Here is a 16,099-nt window from a genome sequence, read left to right on the forward strand (position 1 = left end):
ACCATCAGGCACCACGGCGCTCTTTGGGGCATGGGGACCTTCGAGGCTTCGAGGGACCTGGAAGACAGCAACGGCCGCGCATTGACCCGCGCACGCCGGTGACACGGGGGGAACAACGGATGAAGATTTCTTTCCTGATCTACAACGCTTACGGCATCGGCGGGACCATTCGCTCGACCGTCAACCTCTCCAGGGCGCTGGCCGCCCACCACACCGTCGAGATCGCCAGCGTCTACCGCCCCGCCGACACGGCCCAGCTGGACATCGACGCTGCCGTCCGCGTCATCCCGCTCATCGACTGGCGGCCCGAGTCGCCCGGCTATGACGGCGGTGACCCGGCCGCGCGTGAGCCCAGCTCGATGTATCCCGACACCGGGGTCAGCCATGGCCCCCTGGCGCCCAGCCGGCTCACCGACGAGCGCATCGCCGCCTATCTGCGCGACACCGACGCGGATGTGGTCATCGCCACCCGGCCCATCCTCAACGGGTATCTCGCCCGTTACGGCGATGACCGGCTCATCCGTATCGGCCAGGAACATCTGACCTTCGCCTCGCACGTGCCCCAGCTGCGCGACGACCAGAACGCCGCGCTGGCCGCACTCGACGCCTTCGTCACGGTCTCCCAGGCCGACGCCGAGGCCTACCAGGCCGCGCTCCCCGAGGTGACCACCCGCATCCGGTGCATCCCCAACGGCGTGCCGGCCCCCGCCGTCGAACCCTCCGGAAGCGACTCCAAGCTGATCGTCGCCGCCGGCCGGCTGGTCCAGGTCAAGCGCTACGACCGGCTGATCGACGCCTTCGCCAAGGTGGCCGCCGAGCGCCCGGACTGGAACCTGCGCATCTACGGACGCGGCGCGCGGCGGGCCGCCCTGCGCGAGCAGATCGACCGGATGGGCCTCTACAACCGCATCCAGCTGATGGGAGCCGTCTCCCCGATCGAGACGGAGTGGGCCAAGGGCGCCATCGCCGCCGTCTCCTCGGACGCCGAGTCCTTCGGCATGACCATCGTCGAGGCCATGCACTGCGGGGTGCCCGTGGTCGCCACCGACTGCCCGTACGGACCCGGTGAGATCATCACCAACGGCGCGGACGGCGTGCTCGTCCCGCTCGACGGCGGCATCGACGCCTACGCCGCCGCCCTGCTGCGGCTGATAGACGACCGCGAGACCCGGCTGCGGATGGCCGCCAAGGCCCGTACGACGGCCGCCTCGTACGACCCGGCGATCATCGCCGACCGCTACGAGCGGCTCATCCACGAACTGCGCGAAGAACGCCCCCGCGCGCAGACATCGCCGCTGCTGCGCCGGATGCGGTCCACCCTGCGCCGCGCCCTGCCCAGGACCACGGCGGCGGCCGACGGCGTCACCGCACCCACAACGCCCGACGCCCCGCACCGGGTCCGCGCGCACTGCCGCGCCACCGCCGACGGCGGCGTGACCGTACGGCTGCGCACCACCGAACTGCCCCAGGGGCCCCTGGACTTCGTCATCCGGCTCCGTAAGGACCCCGAGAAGCGCGAGATACGCCTTCCCCTTCCCGGCGCTCCCGCGGACAGCCCGCATACGGAGGTCACGCTCGAACGCGCCGCCCACAGCCTGCCCGAGGGCCGCTGGGACTGCTACGTCGCGGCGCGCGACACCCACAACCGGCACCGGCTGGTCGCCGAGCTGGTCGAACAAGCCCGTCTGCTGCCCCTCCCCCTGGCCACAGGCCCCCACGGCGTCTCCGCCCTCATCCCCTACCCCACCAGTGACGGCTTCCTCGCCCTGCGGACCTGGCTGCGCCCCGCCCACGCCGAGGTCGGGGAGATCCTCATCGGCCAGGAGACAGCCACCGTCACCGCCACCCTGTACGGCGGCGAAACCGCGCGGGCCGTGTCGTTCAGCGACGCGGTCGTCCTCGCCGCGTCCCGCCAGGGTCTGACGTACGACATCGTCATGCCCGTCCGCGCACTGGACCCGGCGCCCGGCGCCCCAGGCGACCGCCGCTTCGAGTTCACGCTGCCCTACGGCGACGCGCTCACCCGGCGCAGCGCCGAGCAGGACCTGTGGGATCTGCGGCTGCTGCCCGCCCCAGGCGCGGAGCCGGTGCCCATCGGCCGCATCGCGGGGGACATCGCGGACCGGAAGAAGACCGACGTCCCACCGGCCGTGGTCCTGGAGCATCCGGCGCGCGGAGCGACCCGGTTCAGGCCCTTCTTCAACGCCGTCAACGATCTGAGCCTCAGCGCCCGCGACCACACCACCACCGACGAGTAAGAGCGCGACGTGTCCTATCGCGCAGGCCATCGGCCCGCGCCCACACCTTCACGGGCCCGCACAGCCCGCCCGCACGTCCACTCCCACGCCCAGGCGCCCGCGCTCAGCCGCTTCCGTGGAGCGGCATACGTCACCTTTAGCCGACCTCGAAGCAACCAATTCATCCCGCTTCACCTCTATACCTGATGAAACCGGTGCGCGGCTGACCACGCCGCACCGGTTCGCGGGAACCACCCGCCTACTCAAACCGGGGGAGGGACCGCGTGGCATGTCCGATGCCACGCGCAGCCACCATGAAGATTTCCTTTCTGCTGCAGAACGCCTATGGCATAGGTGGCACGATCCGGGCCACCTTCAACGCGGCCGGCGCGCTCGCCGCCCGCCACCACGACGTCGAGATCGTGACGGTGTGGCGCACCGGTGATGAGCCCCGCTTCCCGCTGAGCCGCAAGGTCCGGCTCGTACCGCTGATCGACAAGCGCGAGGCGGTGCCCGGTAGCGACTTCGGTCATGAGCTGATCGGCGAGCCGACCTCCCTCATCCCCCCGGTGGAGGCCCAGGGCGCGAGCTTCGACCAGCTGACCGACCAGCGTGTCGCCGACTTCCTCGCCCGTACCGACGCCGACGTGGTGGTGGCCACCCGCCCCGGCCTGCTGATCTACCTCGCGGAATTCGGCCAGCGCCGCTACCTGCGCATCGGCCAGGAGCACCGCATCTACGGAACCCACGAACCGCTGATCCGCGCGGCGCAGGATGCCGCTATCACCAGGCTCGACGCCCACACCACGGTCTCGGAAGCGGACGCCGCGACCCACCGCGCGCAGCTTTCGCAGGCCAGGGCGACCCGGATCGTCTGCATACCCAACGCCTCCCCCGCTGCCCAGGTCGAGCCGTCCGACGGCTCCGCCAAGCTGGTCGTCGCGGCGGGGCGCCTGATCCCGGTCAAGCGGTACGACCTCCTCGTCGACGCCTTCGCGAAGGTGGTCACCGAGCGCCCGGACTGGAGCCTGCGGATCTACGGGCGCGGCCCCGAGCGCGCCGCGCTCCGCGCACGGATCGACCGCCTCGGCCTGAGCGACCACGTCTTCCTCATGGGTCCGCACTCCCCCATCGAGACCGAGTGGGCGAAGGGCTCGATCGCCGCCGTCACCTCCCGTGAGGAGTCCTTCGGCATGACGATCGTCGAGTCCATGCAGTGCGGCACGCCGGTGGTGGCCACCGACTGCCCGCACGGGCCCGGCGAGATCATCACCCACGGCGAGGACGGCCTGCTGGTACCCGTCGGCGACGTCGGCGCCATCGCGCAGGGGCTGCTGACGCTCATCAATGACGAGGCGCTGCGCCGCTCCATGGGCGCGGCAGCCCAGATCAACGTCCAGCGGTACGGGCCGCAGAGCATCGCCCAGCGGTACGAGGAACTCGTCCACGAACTGCGCGGCACCCAACCCGGCGCTGCCGTCGCCCCCGCTCCCGTTGCCGCGCCCGCCCCGGACCCGCTGGCCCGGCGGGTGCGCAGGACGGCGGGCAAGCTCGCACGTCCGCTGCGCCGCATGGCCGCCACGGCGGCATCCCCCACCGCCAAGGCCGCCGGCTCCGCCGCCTCGGCCGGCCTGAAGCCGCTGCGCCCCACGGCGAGCTGCCGCGTCGACGCGGACGGCAACCTCGTTGTCCTCCTCGCCCCCTCCGGCATGTCCGGCGACGCGCTCTCGCTGACGCTGACCCGCCGGGGAGATGACGGCGAGCAGATCACCCTCCCCATCCAGCGGCCGGAGAAGGCCAAGGCCCCCTGGACGGCGCTGGTCGACCGCCGTGAGCACCGGCTCGCCGAGGGCCGCTGGGACTTCCATGTGGTCCGGCAGGAGGACGGTGCCCGCCGCCGGGTGGCGTCCCGCATCGTCGAACAGCGCGGACTGGTGACGCTGGAACCGCTGCCGGACGCGCCCTTCACCTGGTGGGTTCCGTATACGACGGTCAAGGGCTGCCTGTCCATCCGCGCCTGGCGACGCACCGCCCACGCCGAGGCCCGTACGCTCCAGCTCGGCGACGGCTCGGTCACCGTGGAAGGCACCCTGCACGGCGCCGCGTTCGGCCCGTCGGGCACGGCGCCCGTCGCCCTCGCCGTGCCGCGCGAGGGGACGAACCCGGCCTTCGACGTCGCGGTGACCGTGGTCGATGAGACCGCCTTCCGGTTCACCGTTCCCTACACCCGGCCGCTCACCGATCCCCGGGAGGACAGCGCCGTGTGGGATCTCTGGCTCCGCCTCGCCCCCGGTGCCGAGCCGGTCCGCGTCGGCCGCCTCACCGGCGACATCGTCGAACGCAACAAGACGGACGTCTATCCGACGGCTGAGGTGCGGTCCCCGGACGGCGGCCCGGCGACGCGTGTCCGCCCCTACTTCACCGTCACCAATGACCTGGCGATCAGCGCGGGCCCCGTTCCCGAGGCGAGCTGAGGCGGCGGGCCGGAGGGCGGGGGCCGGCAGCCCCGGCGGGGACCGGTCACCGCCGCTGACCGGCGGCGACCGCCGACCAGCGGCGGAGCCCCGCCCGGCCGAGCCGGGCGCCGGGCGGATCACCGCCCCTACTGGCCTCCGTTGACGATCGCCCGCTCCACCGCGCCGTCCTCGACGTGCCACTGCTTGAGGATCTTCGTGTACGCGCCGCTCACGATGAGGCGATCGAGGGCGTCCCGCACGGCGTCGCGCAGGCCCGTGTTGGTCTTGGCGACCGCGATGCCGTAGGGCAGGGGGTCGAACTGTTCGCCGCCGAGTTCGAGGACGTTGCCGTCCAGGCGGGTGGCAGCGGTGTGGGCCGCGACCGGGAAGTCGTCGAGGCAGGCCGTGGACCGGCCCTTGACGACGTCGCTGTAGGCCTCGGCCTGTGAGTCGAACTCCCGGACTTCCACCTTCTCGGGGACTTTCCCCCTCAGCTCGTCCAGGTAGTCACGGGCGACCGTGCCGCGCTGTACGGCGACCGTCTTGGCGGACAGGTCCTGAGGGGTCTTGACGCCCTCCGGGTTGCCCTTGCGGACGACGAGCGCGAGCCCGGCCCTGAAGTAGTCGATCAGGTCCACGCCGCTGCCGGTCTTCGTGCCGTCCACCCGCCCCTCCTGACGGCCCTTGGTGTCGGTCATCGCCGACATGACCAGGTCGAAGCGGCCCGCGTTCAGGCCGGCGAGAAGGGCGTCGAAGGTGGCGTTCTCGAACTCGAAGCGCACGCCCAGCTCGCGGCCGAGGGCGTTCGCGAGGTCGACGTCGACACCGGTGGGCTTGCCGTTCCCGAGGAACTCCATGGGCGGGTAGGCGATGTCCGAGCCGACGGTGACGACGCCCTTGTCGCGAATCTCCTTCGGCAGCCGACCGGACGGTATCCCGGCGGCCGAGGGGTTCCCGCTGGGCTTGGGGCCGTCGGACGGTTTCCCGGTGCCATCGGGCTTGTCCCCGGCGCTCGCGCCGCCACTGCCGCCGTCGCCACCGTCCGGCCACCGCGCCCAGACCAGCGCGCCGGCACCGGCTATGCCACCGACGGTAGTCAGGGCGGCGAGCATACGGCGCCGGCTCAGCCCCGGGGACGCGGACCGCCCAGGGGCGTGCGGCAACGGGGCCGGGGTGACGGTGATGTCCTGCGGCCCTCGTGGCGGGGCGGGGGCGTCGTGCCCCTGTGGCGGATACGCGAGGGCGGGGCCGTACGGGCTCTGAGGCGGAGTAGCGGGAGGCACAGGGGGCGCGGGGGTGCCCGCGGGCCGCGGCGGCGGCGTGTCGTACGACGGCGCCTGCGGCACGCTGCTTCCCGCGGCGTCGGCTGGCAGTCGGTCGTAGGGGTCGTCGGCGCGCCCCTCGTCCGGGGGGCGGGGCGCGAACGTGCCCGGGGACCTGGGGTCGCCGAGCTGCGCGGACAGACGGCGCAGCTGGAGGGCGACGGGCTCCGGCAGCCAGTCGCCGTACGGGCCCGGCGCGCCCACCCGCGCCATGAGGACGGGCAAAGCGGGCCGCCGTTCCGGCTCCTTCGCCAGACAGGCCGCCGCCAACCCCCGCAGATTCTCAGGGAGTTCGTCGAGTCGCGGCTCCTCGTGCACGGTGCGGTACATGAGGACCTGAGGCTCGGCGTTGCCGTACGGGCCGTCGCCCCTTGCCGCGAACACGATCACTCCGCCGAGCGCGAACACGTCCGCCGCGCCCGTGACCTTGGGGCCCGTCATGACGAGTTGCTCGGGCGCCATGAATCCCGGGCTGCCGAGGGCGGTACCGGTCGTCGTCAGGGCGGTGTCCGCGGCGGAGTGCGCGATGCCGAAGTCGATGACGCGCGGGCCTTCGGCGGTGAGCAGGATGTTCGACGGCTTGAGGTCGCGGTGCACCAGGCCGTGGGCATGCACCGCCGTCAGGGCGTGCAGCAGGCCCGCCGTCAGCAGCCACACCGCGGGCTCGGGCAGCGGCCCGCAGTCGTGCACGGCGTCGGTCAGCGAGACACCCGGCACGTAGTCGGTCGCCATCCAGGGCACGTCGTCGTGCGGCGCGGCGTCGACCACCGGCGCCACGAACGGGCCGCCCACCCGCTGGGCGGCGGCCACCTCACGGGCGAAACGCGCCCGGAAGCCCCGGTCGTCGGCGAGTTCGGAGCGCGCGGTCTTCACCGCCACCGTCCGCCCGTCCACCGCACGGCCGAGATAGACCCGCCCCATGCCGCCGCCCCCGAGCAGCCCGATGATCCGGAACGGGCCGATCTGCTGCGGATCACCCTTCGCCAGCGGTCGCACCAATACCCCCACCTGTGCCGACAATTGTCGGCACAGTATTCCGCACGCGCCCGAACGCTCCGACGGAGCTTCTGCGGCGCCCTCGCCGGGCGGCGCGGTGAACGCCACGCCCGTGGCGCTGCGTGACGAACTCGCGCCCGCCCCCGAGCGCCCCTTCCGCGACACCGGGGCCACCCGCTCCCCGGGCGCGGCGCGGTCATCGCCAGGACATACCGGCATCTCCCCCTGGCACCCCGCGCTACGCCTTCCGGGCGGAAGAGCGCACGTCCAACGCCTCGTTCGGGTCATCTTGGCGGCGCTTGCCGCACCGCCCGCTCGCCGCCCGGGCGCTGGCCCGCTGGGGCCGGTTGATGTGTCAGCGGGCCAGGCTCCCGCTCGGGAGGGCGGGGCGGCGGTGCGGCTGCCTGGGTATGTTGTCCCGGTGCGGCGGATCGGGGAGTTCACCCTGGAACGGCGGCTGGGGGCCGGCGGCATGGGGGTGGTGTACCTGGCGCGGAGCCGGGCGGGCCGCCAGGTAGCGCTGAAGGTGATCCGCCCCGAGTACGCCGACGACCCGCATTTCAGGGCCCGGTTCCGGCGCGAGGTGGCGGCGGCCCGCAAGGTCAGCGGCGCGTTCACGGCGTCCGTGGTGGACGCCGCGCCGGATGGTGATCCGCCTTGGCTGGCCACCCAGTACGTGCCCGCCCAGTCGCTGGCCGCACGAGTGCGCTCCGGCGGCCCGCTGCCCGCGGCGGACATCGCCCAGCTGGCCTGCCAGCTGGCGGCGGCCCTGTGCGACATCCACCAGCAGGGGATCGTGCACCGGGACTTGAAGCCGGGCAACGTCCTGCTCGCGGACGACGGCGCCCGTGTGATCGACTTCGGCATCGCCAGATCAGTGGCGGAGAGCCGGGCCCTGACGCGCAGCGGCGTGGTCGGCACCCCGGCGTTCATGGCGCCCGAGCAGTTGAACGGGCCGCACGGCATCTCCCCGGCGACGGACGTGTTCGCGCTGGGTTCCGTGCTGGCCTTCGCGGCCATCGGCCGCAGCCCCTTCGAGGAACGCGACGCGGTGGGCTCGGAGCCGATCGCGGTCGCGTTCGCCGTGGTCCACAAGGAGCCGGACCTGTCCGGCGTGCCCGGCCCGTTGCGCGGGCTGGTCGCCCGCTGCCTGGCCAAGGACCCCGGCCGGCGGCCCCGCTTGGACGAGGTGCTGCGCCTGGCCGCCCGGGCCGGGGAGGGCGCGTATGTGTCCGGCCCGCAGCGCCGGGCGCGGGGCAGGCGGCGCGCTACGGTGGCGGCCGCCGTGCTGGCCGTGCTCGCGGCCCTGGTGATCGGCGGCGACGCGCCGCGTTCCGTCCGACCGCCAGGGGGTACCGGCTGCGCCGACGGCCTGCGGAGCATCGGGGACGGCAGGACGCGCAGCTGCGTCGGCCTGCTCACCGTCGCCTCATCGCCACCGGACTCCTCACGCTCCTCGCGCGCGTCCGACGCCTCCGGCCCGTCGGGCTCCTCGGACTCGTCGGGCTCCTCGGGCAGTGACCTGGCGCCAGTACTCGAACGGATCGACGCGGAGAACCAGCGGGCGGTCGCGGCGGCCGCCGAGCCTGGCGGCCGCCCGTACGCCTCCATCGTGTATTTGACCCCGATCACCTCCGAGTACGACGGCACCAACCTGATGGAGACCGTCCGGCACGACCTGGAGGGCGCGTATCTCGCCCAGCATCGCGCCAACCGCGACCCGGCCACCGCGGCCGGGGCCCGGATCAGGCTGCTGTTCGCTCAGACGGGCGGCACCGCCGATCAGCGCGAGTACACGATCAGGCAGGTGCTCCGGCGCCAGCGCGCCGAGCGGATCGTGGCCGCGGTCGGCCTGGGCGGCAGCACGGCCTCCAGCCAGGACATGATCGGCGGGCTGACGGCCGGGGGCCTGCCCGCGTTCGGCTCGGTGCTCACCGCCGACTCCTGGGCGGGCACCCCCGGCCTGGTGCGGGTAGCGCCCGCCAACGCCGACCAGGCCGCCGCCGCCGTACGGTTCCTGTCAACGGGCGAACACGCCGACGCTCGTGTCCTGCTCGTCCAGGACGTCGCCGCGGGAGACCAGTACACCAGCACCCTGGCCACGCAGTTCCGCACCCGGGTGCCGACCGAGCGCCTGGTCGACGACGAGCCGACGCTGTTCGACTCGTCCCAACCCGATCAGGCCGGCACCTTCCGCGCGCAGCTCGCCGAGCTGTGCGCCCGGAAGCCGGACGTCGTCTACTTCGCGGGCCGCGGCACCTCACTGCCCGCCTTCCTGACCGCGCTCGCCGAACGCCCGTGTGCGGGCCGCTCGCTGACCGTGCTCTCGGCAGACGACACCACCCAGGTCACGCGCACCGCCGGTTTCGGCGCGAAGGAGCTGGCCAAGACCCTGCGCACGGGCAGGATCGACCTCGTCTACACCGGGCTGGCCCACCCCGGCGCATGGGACACAGCCCCCGAGGCGTTCGCCCCGAAGGCCATCGCCCCGTTCCGCGACGGCACCTTCGCCGCCGCCTTCCCGGACAGTGACCTGGACGACGGCCGGGCGATCATGATGTACGACGCTCTCCTGACCGCTACCCGGGCCCTGCGCAGCACCCCGTCGGTGTCCCATCCCACGGCCACCGACGTCTACCGGACACTGTCCGCGCTGCGCGAGGGCACGGGGCTCCCGGGGGCGAGCGGCTGGATCACCATCGGCGGCGACGGCGGCCCGCAGGACAAGGCCATCCCCGTCATCCGCATCGAGCCCGGCGGCCGGACCACGACCATCGCGGTCACCTCGGCCGACGGCACTCCCTACGCCCCCGCCAGGGGGTGACGCGGGGCGGGCCAGCCGACCGGCTCGCCTTTGGCCGACTCCCCTACGGGCAGCGGCGCGCGGGCCAGCGAAAGAGAGTCCCGCCCGTCGGTTTCTCCAGCTTCCCCGGTGCGGGGACCTTTCTGGTGTGGGGTGTGGGGTGCGGGGTGCGGGGTCGGGGGACTTCAGCGCGTCCCGTGTTGGGCGCGGCGGGCGTAGGCGCGGGCCGCGCGGGCGCGGTCGCCGCAGCGGGTGGAGCACCAGTGGCGGCGGCCGTGGCGCAGCAGGTAGCGGTTGCACGGGGTGGAGCCGCAGGCGGTGAGGCGTTCGGCGTCGGTGCCTGTGAGCAGGTCGGCGGCGCTGGCGGCGAGGGCCGCCAGGGCGTGGTCGACGATCTGGGTGGTGGGGTGGGAAGCGGCCCGGTACAAGCCGCGGGAGGGGGCCCAGTGCAGCAGGGAGGCCGCGGGGGCCCTGGTCAGCGCGTCGTTGATGGCGGCGAGAGCGCTTGAGGGAGCGGGGTGCCCGTCGACTTTCGAGGCGAGCAGCGCCCGGATCTGTTCGCGCAGCGACCGCAATTGCGCCGCACACATCTCCTGCAGTCCGGCGTCGTCCGGGGCGAGGCCGCGCTCGGTGAGCCACTGATTCGCGGCGGCGGGGGTGCCGAGGAGATCGAGGAAGTGGCCGCCGGGCAGGGCGATGGCGCTGTTGGCGAAGTCGAGGGCGGGGTACTGCTCCGCGCCCGGCGCAGGCGGCAGGACAGGCTCGGCGGTCACGGGCTCCTTCATGGATCTCATGTTACGGCTTGCGCTCATCCGTGAGAAGCCACTACGGTTCATCACGGATAAGCCCCTTCCCATCCGTGAGGTGTTCTGCGTCATGTCTGCTGAAAGCACGACCAACGAACAGATTGCCGTCCGCGTCTTCGGCGGCCCGACCGTCCTTTTCGAGTACGGCGGGCTGCGCTTCCTGACCGACCCCACCTTCGACGCGCCCGGCGACTACCCGGCACCCGCCGGCCCGGTGCTGACGAAGACCGCGCCCTCCTCCATCGACCCCGCCGGCCTCGGCCGCATCGACGTGGTCCTGCTCTCGCACGACGAGCACGCCGACAACCTTGATCACTCCGGTCGGGCCCTGCTCGCCGACGTGCCGCTCACCCTCACCACCCCCGGCGGCGGGCGCCGCCTCGGCAGGGGCGCCAAAGGCCTTGAAGACTGGGAGTCCATCGACCTGGACCGACCCGACGGCGGCACCGTGACGGTGACGGGCGTGCCCGCCATCCACGGCCCCGGGGCGCGCGAGGACGTCGAGGCGATCACCGGCCAGGTCGTCGGCTTCGTGCTGACTTCCACCGACCTGCCCACGGTCTACGTCAGCGGCGACAACGCCTCACTCGACGCGGTCCGGCAGACCGCCGAACGCTTCGGCCCCGTCGACACCGCCATACTCTTCGCCGGAGCCCCCCGCTTCCCCGGCATCTTCGACGGCGCGCTGCTCGTCCTCGACAGCGCCCAGGCCGCCGAGGCCGCCACGATCCTCGGCGCACGCCGAGTCGTCCCCGCGCACTGCGACAGCTGGGCCCACTTCACCGAGGGCCGCGATGGCCTGGTGGCCGCCTTCACCGCCGCGGGGCTGGCAGACCGCCTGTACGTGTCCTGACCCGGCACCGACCCGGACCTCGGCAACCGGCCCCGACGACACCACCCCTCCCCCGCCGCCGTGAGGGCTCCACGAGGACCCGCCAGACGTGGCGATACCGCAACAGCGCGGTGCCCGCCGACACTGCCGACCGACAACCGGCTGGACTTGGCGCTTCATCACCGCCGGGAGACGCACAGGTTGACAGAGGGATATTGACAGCGGGACAGGGGGAGCGCGGGGGCCGGAACACGGCCGTTACCCAGCCGGAAGGTGAGCCGGGTGGCCCGGGGAGAGTCCCCCGGGCCACCCGGCTACTGGCGCCACGGGGCGCAGCGGGGCGCAGCGACAAGGGAGCGGCACCGGCCTGGGCCGTTTCCGGTGCCGACGCGCGCACCCGCGGTGTCCGCGACGCGGTAATCCACCACCACATCAACCGGCCTCCGGTCCCCGGTGAGCACCCGCGGCCGATCCCGGCGACGCGGGCACCCGCGGCCGATCCCGTTGAACTTCCATGCCGGGACACGGCCCCGCACCGTCATGGTGCGGGTGCCGACGTCGTCGGGCGCCGGGTCATATTGGTCCAGGCGCGCAGTAGCCATTCCAGAGGGCCGTAGCGGTGTCGGCGCAGCCACCAGCGGCTCACCAGGGCCTGCGCCGCGAAGAGCACGAGGGCGATAGCCAGGACGCCCGCAGGAGGCACATCGCCGACCAGGGCTGCGCCGTAGCCGGTGAACACCAGGGCGCAGACGAGGGATTGGGTGAGGTAGTTGGTCAGGGTCATGCGGCCCGCCGGGGCGAACACCGCGATCACCCGACCCCCGTACCGGCCGCAAGCGAACCGCAGGACCGTCGCGGCGTAGGCGGCGGCCAGCAGCGGGGCGGTGATGACGTCGAGGCCCAGGGCGAAGATCTGGTACGCGCCGCCCGGGTGCTCCAGGCTCGCGTGGGCGTAGACGACACCACCCATCAGCCCCAGCGTGAAGCCCGCCCACTGGAGCCTGCCCAGCGTCCTGCGGTGGCGGGCGATATCCCCCAGGGCCCTGTGCCGTCCCGCCGCGAGGCCGAGGAGGAAGGCGGCCAGGGCAGCCGGAGCCTGGAAGAAGACGAGCAGGAACAGCACGTCGGGCAGCTGCTCCAGGTGCGCGGCGATCACTGATGACGGACCGCCGCGCAGCGCCGCGGCGGCCTGCTGGGCACCGGCCGCCTCAGCCGGGTCCACCCCGGCGCCGCCCGCCGCGTGGACGGCGAGAGCGAACACGACGTACGCGGCGGCGGTGAGGATGAACAGGGCGACAGCGGTGCGCACGGCGGTACGGGGCCGGAGGCGACGGGCGGCGAGCAGTACCAGGCCCAGCACCGCGTACACGGTGAGGATGTCCCCGGGGAACAGCAGGACCGCGTGCAGGACGCCGAGAACGAACAGGCCGGCCAGGCGTCTCAGGAAGCGGGGGGCGAAGCGGGCCCCGTGCCGCTCGGCGGAGGCGAACTGGAGGGTGAAGCTGTAGCCGAACAGGAACGAGAACAGCAGGAAGAACTTGGCCTCGAAGAACACCGCGACGAACCATCGGACCGCGTTGTCGAGCGGCGAGGCGAAGCCGGGGTCCTCGAAGCCCGTGCCGTGGTAAGTGGAGGCCAGGTAGCCGATGTTGACGATGAGGATGCCCAGGAGCGCGAAGCCGCGCAGGGCGTCGACGTGGGCGAGGCGTCCGGCCACGCGGGCTGGGGGCTCGGTGGTCGCGGTGGTCGCGGTGGTCACACGTTCTCCTTGCGGTCGCTGATCTGCTCGACGAAGTGGCGCTGGACGGCGAGGAGTCCGGGGGCGGACGGGCATCGCGGGGCGAAGACGGCGTCAGGGTGCGGCGACGCCGCGCGCTCGGCGCCATCCAGTCGACTCACGGCCCCGTAACTATCATCTATATTACGCTCGTGCCGATAATGAGCGTAGTAGAGTCGATAGCGCAAGTGCGGCGGCCCGCCGCGCGGAAGGAAGCCGATGGAGCCGATGGACACGACGAAGCCGGGGTACATGCCGGAGAATCCGGGTAGCCCGGGGGTGCGCAGGGGCGTGCCCGAGGGCAGTGAGTCACGTGTGGCCGCGCTGTACTGGGAGGCGTTCGGGCGAAAGCTGGGCGCCGCCCTGAACCCACCGGACCAGGCCCGCGCCTTCCTCGCGGCCCATCTCCACCACGACCGGGGCGTGGTCGCCGTCGTCGACGGCGAGGTGGCGGGGGTGGCCGGCTACCAGCTCGGCGGACGCGGCCTGACGGGCGGCGGCGCGGGCGACGTCCTGTCCGCCTACGGGACCTTGCGCGGACTCCCCCGTCTGGCTCTTCTCGCCCTGCTGGAACGGCGCCCCGCCGATGGCGAGCTCGTGATGGACGGCATCGCCGTCGCCCCCGAGCACCGCGGCAAGGGCATCGGCAGTCTCCTGCTGTGCGAGATCGCGGCCGTGGCCGCCGACCACTCCTGCCGACGCGTCCGCCTCGACGTCATCGACGTCAACCCGCGCGCCCGCGCCCTGTACGAACGGCACGACTTCGTCACCGTACGCACCGAGAAGACCCCTTACCTGCGCAAACTGATGGGCTTCAGCGCCGTCACCACCATGCACCGGACCGTCACGCCGACCGATTCGACGACCCGCCGGGAGGCTTGATGAGCACCCCCACGAACGCCCCGATGGGCACGCAGGCCGACGCGGACAGCACCGACCCTGTGCCCATCCCCACCCGGCTGCTCGTCCACGCCCTGGTCCGCGAGGACGGCACCGTCGACGCCGGTGAGCTGTACACCGTCGCCGGCCTTCTCGGCATGACCGACCAACAGGTCCGCCTCTGCATCAAGCGGCTCGTCGCCGAAGGCCGCTTCACCCACGAGGGCCGCGGGCGCAAGGCCCTGTTGAGGGCGGTCGCCGATGCCACCGGCTCCATCACCCCCAACGTCGCCTACGTCCGCCACGCCTACCGCCAGGACCACGGGCTCGCCGCCTGGGACGGCGTCTGGCACTTGTTCGCCTTCGCCATCCCCGAATCGAGCCGGACCGCCCGCGACGCCCTGCGCGACACCTTGCGTTATCTCGGCGCCGCTCCCGTCCAAAGCGGCCTCTACGTCAGCGCCAACGCCATCGAAGAACTCGTCGCAGCCCAGGCCCGCCACCTCGGCGTCGCCCACGCGGTCACCTGCCTCACCAGCACCGACCTCTCCGTCGGGGGCCTCCATGACCCGCCCGCCCTGGCCGCCACCCTCTGGCCCCTGGGCGACATCGCCGCCCGCTACGACCGCCTCGCCGGCCTCGCCCGGACCTACCTCGACCGGCTCGCGCAGCCCGGCAGCCCCACCGGTCCTGAGCAGCTGACCATGGCCGTCCAGCTCGCCGCGGCCTTCACCCATGCCATGGAACCGGACCCCCTCCTGCCCCCCGAACTCCTCCCGCAACCCTGGCCCGGCACCGATGCCCGCCGGCTCACAGCCGCCTGCTGGACCGCACTCGCCGAGGCCGACACCCACACCACCACCGGAACCCCGGCCCCACGCCTGTTCGCCCAGTACGAGGCCCTGCTCACATCACTTCCCGAGCGCCCTGCCTGACACGCCGCCAGCCCAACCCGACAGGCGCCACCGGGATGGCTCGCCGGGTCGGTGATGGCGTCGGGGATTACTGGGGCGGTCGGATGGGACGGATGGGTCGGGTGCATCCGACGCGGCCTCAGGGCGCATCTCGGCGGAGTTGGTGAGACTGCGCGTATAGCGTCCGGGCGTGGTGCCCACGTGGCGTGTGAAGTGTCGATTCAGGTGGGCTTGGTCGTGGAATCCGACGGTTGTAGCGACCTGGGCCGGTCGGAGGCCATCGAGCAGGAGCCTGCGTGCTTGGTCGATGCGTTTGCCGGTGAGATAGGTGTGCGGTGGCAGGCCGTAAGTCTGTTTGAAGCAGCGGATCAGGTGGGTGGGGTGAGCATGCAGAGTGGCGGCCGCCTCGCGCAGGGATATGCCGGCCGATGTCCGAGAGTCCAGTAGTTCGCGCAACTCGGTCGCCAGCCGGTTTGCCTCGCGGCTTGGTGGGAGGGGCTGGAGCGCGTCGAGGTGAAAGTGGAGCCGTTCACGGATGAAGGAGAGCCGGGACTCGGCTTCGAATTCGTCTCCCGCATGGCCGAGGGAAACGTGCAGCTGGTGTATCCGATAACGCAGCAGTGCGTCATCGAGGACCGGGCCGTCCACCGCGCCGCCGACCAGTCGCTGTGGAAGCACGGAGTCGTCGAGGTAGAGAACGCGCTTGCGGAAGCCTGAGGCTGTGACCGTCCGGCCGTCGTGGGCGACGCCAGGAGGCAGCAGGAGGACGCTGGACGCACCGGTCGCTCCGTGGCGGTGGCGGTCGAGTGCGAAGTCGACCGCTCCGTCATCGAGGATCATCAGATCCCATGTGTCGTGGGTGTGGGCCGGATACGCGTGGTCGGTGAAGTGCGCGTGGAAGACCTCCGCGATCCCGGGGACCGATGGCCGCCAGGCGCTGATGGATGTGCGGGGGCGCTGTGCGGTCATGCCAGGAACGTACAAGACCAGCGGAGCTCAAGGGCGGCAGACTCGTGACGCCGGCCGGACAACGGGAGGCACAAGCCTCCGGAGCTACCGGCCTTGAGGAAGGAATGC

At 72.6% G+C, this 16,099-nt stretch carries 11 protein-coding genes; 6 read left to right on the top strand and 5 right to left on the bottom strand.

Translation table 11 applies throughout. The annotated features are described in order from the left end of the window. The first annotated feature begins 119 nt into the window (after positions 1 to 119). On the top strand, positions 120 to 2,258 hold the full coding sequence (locus AC5P1B_RS23700) for a glycosyltransferase family 4 protein (protein WP_493889489.1): 2,139 nt from the start codon (positions 120 to 122) through the stop codon (positions 2,256 to 2,258). Between the two features lie 293 nt (positions 2,259 to 2,551). Continuing rightward, entirely contained in the window at positions 2,552 to 4,711 is a 2,160-nt protein-coding gene (locus AC5P1B_RS23705) for a glycosyltransferase (RefSeq protein WP_493889491.1), read from the top strand. A 128-nt stretch (positions 4,712 to 4,839) separates the two neighbouring features. Here the strand turns inward: AC5P1B_RS23705 and AC5P1B_RS23710 are convergent, their stop codons facing one another. After that, on the bottom strand, positions 4,840 to 7,011 hold the full coding sequence (locus AC5P1B_RS23710) for a protein kinase domain-containing protein (protein WP_493889580.1): 2,172 nt from the start codon (positions 7,009 to 7,011) through the stop codon (positions 4,840 to 4,842). Positions 7,012 to 7,432: 421 nt separating this feature from the next. Between AC5P1B_RS23710 and AC5P1B_RS23715 the strand changes: the two genes are divergently transcribed. Further along, on the top strand, positions 7,433 to 9,835 hold the full coding sequence (locus AC5P1B_RS23715; RefSeq protein WP_493889492.1) for a bifunctional serine/threonine-protein kinase/ABC transporter substrate-binding protein: 2,403 nt from the start codon (positions 7,433 to 7,435) through the stop codon (positions 9,833 to 9,835). A 164-nt stretch (positions 9,836 to 9,999) separates the two neighbouring features. Here AC5P1B_RS23715 and AC5P1B_RS23720 read toward each other — a convergent pair whose 3' ends face one another. After that, positions 10,000 to 10,599 (bottom strand): CGNR zinc finger domain-containing protein, encoded by a 600-nt coding sequence (locus AC5P1B_RS23720; RefSeq protein WP_493889494.1) that lies wholly within the window; start codon positions 10,597 to 10,599, stop codon positions 10,000 to 10,002. 91 nt (positions 10,600 to 10,690) lie between these two features. Between AC5P1B_RS23720 and AC5P1B_RS23725 the strand changes: the two genes are divergently transcribed. After that, the gene (locus AC5P1B_RS23725) at positions 10,691 to 11,473 is read left to right on the top strand and encodes an MBL fold metallo-hydrolase (RefSeq protein ID WP_493889496.1); all 783 of its coding nucleotides are present in this window, start codon (positions 10,691 to 10,693) and stop codon (positions 11,471 to 11,473) included. 517 nt (positions 11,474 to 11,990) lie between these two features. Here AC5P1B_RS23725 and AC5P1B_RS23730 read toward each other — a convergent pair. Continuing rightward, on the bottom strand, positions 11,991 to 13,211 hold the full coding sequence (locus AC5P1B_RS23730) for a DUF418 domain-containing protein (RefSeq protein WP_493889497.1): 1,221 nt from the start codon (positions 13,209 to 13,211) through the stop codon (positions 11,991 to 11,993). Then, positions 13,208 to 13,351 (bottom strand): hypothetical protein, encoded by a 144-nt coding sequence (locus tag AC5P1B_RS23735; protein ID WP_493889499.1) that lies wholly within the window; start codon positions 13,349 to 13,351, stop codon positions 13,208 to 13,210. Before AC5P1B_RS23735 ends, AC5P1B_RS23730 begins: the two co-directional genes overlap by 4 nt. A 106-nt stretch (positions 13,352 to 13,457) precedes the next feature. Between AC5P1B_RS23735 and AC5P1B_RS23740 the strand changes: the two genes are divergently transcribed. Continuing rightward, positions 13,458 to 14,111, top strand: coding sequence for a GNAT family N-acetyltransferase (locus AC5P1B_RS23740; RefSeq protein WP_493889581.1), 654 nt, complete (start codon positions 13,458 to 13,460; stop codon positions 14,109 to 14,111). Beyond that, the gene (locus AC5P1B_RS23745; protein WP_493889501.1) at positions 14,111 to 15,043 is read left to right on the top strand and encodes a PaaX family transcriptional regulator C-terminal domain-containing protein; all 933 of its coding nucleotides are present in this window, start codon (positions 14,111 to 14,113) and stop codon (positions 15,041 to 15,043) included. Before AC5P1B_RS23740 ends, AC5P1B_RS23745 begins: the two co-directional genes overlap by 1 nt. On the opposite strand, the gene AC5P1B_RS23750 is transcribed toward AC5P1B_RS23745, so the two are convergent. After that, complete coding sequence (locus AC5P1B_RS23750) at positions 15,020 to 15,991, bottom strand: helix-turn-helix domain-containing protein (protein WP_493889502.1); 972 nt, start codon at positions 15,989 to 15,991, stop codon at positions 15,020 to 15,022. The genes AC5P1B_RS23745 and AC5P1B_RS23750 overlap by 24 nt on opposite strands. Between the last annotated feature and the right edge of the window lie 108 nt (positions 15,992 to 16,099).

The sequence above is a fragment of the Streptomyces sp. A01 genome (assembly GCF_059026195.1).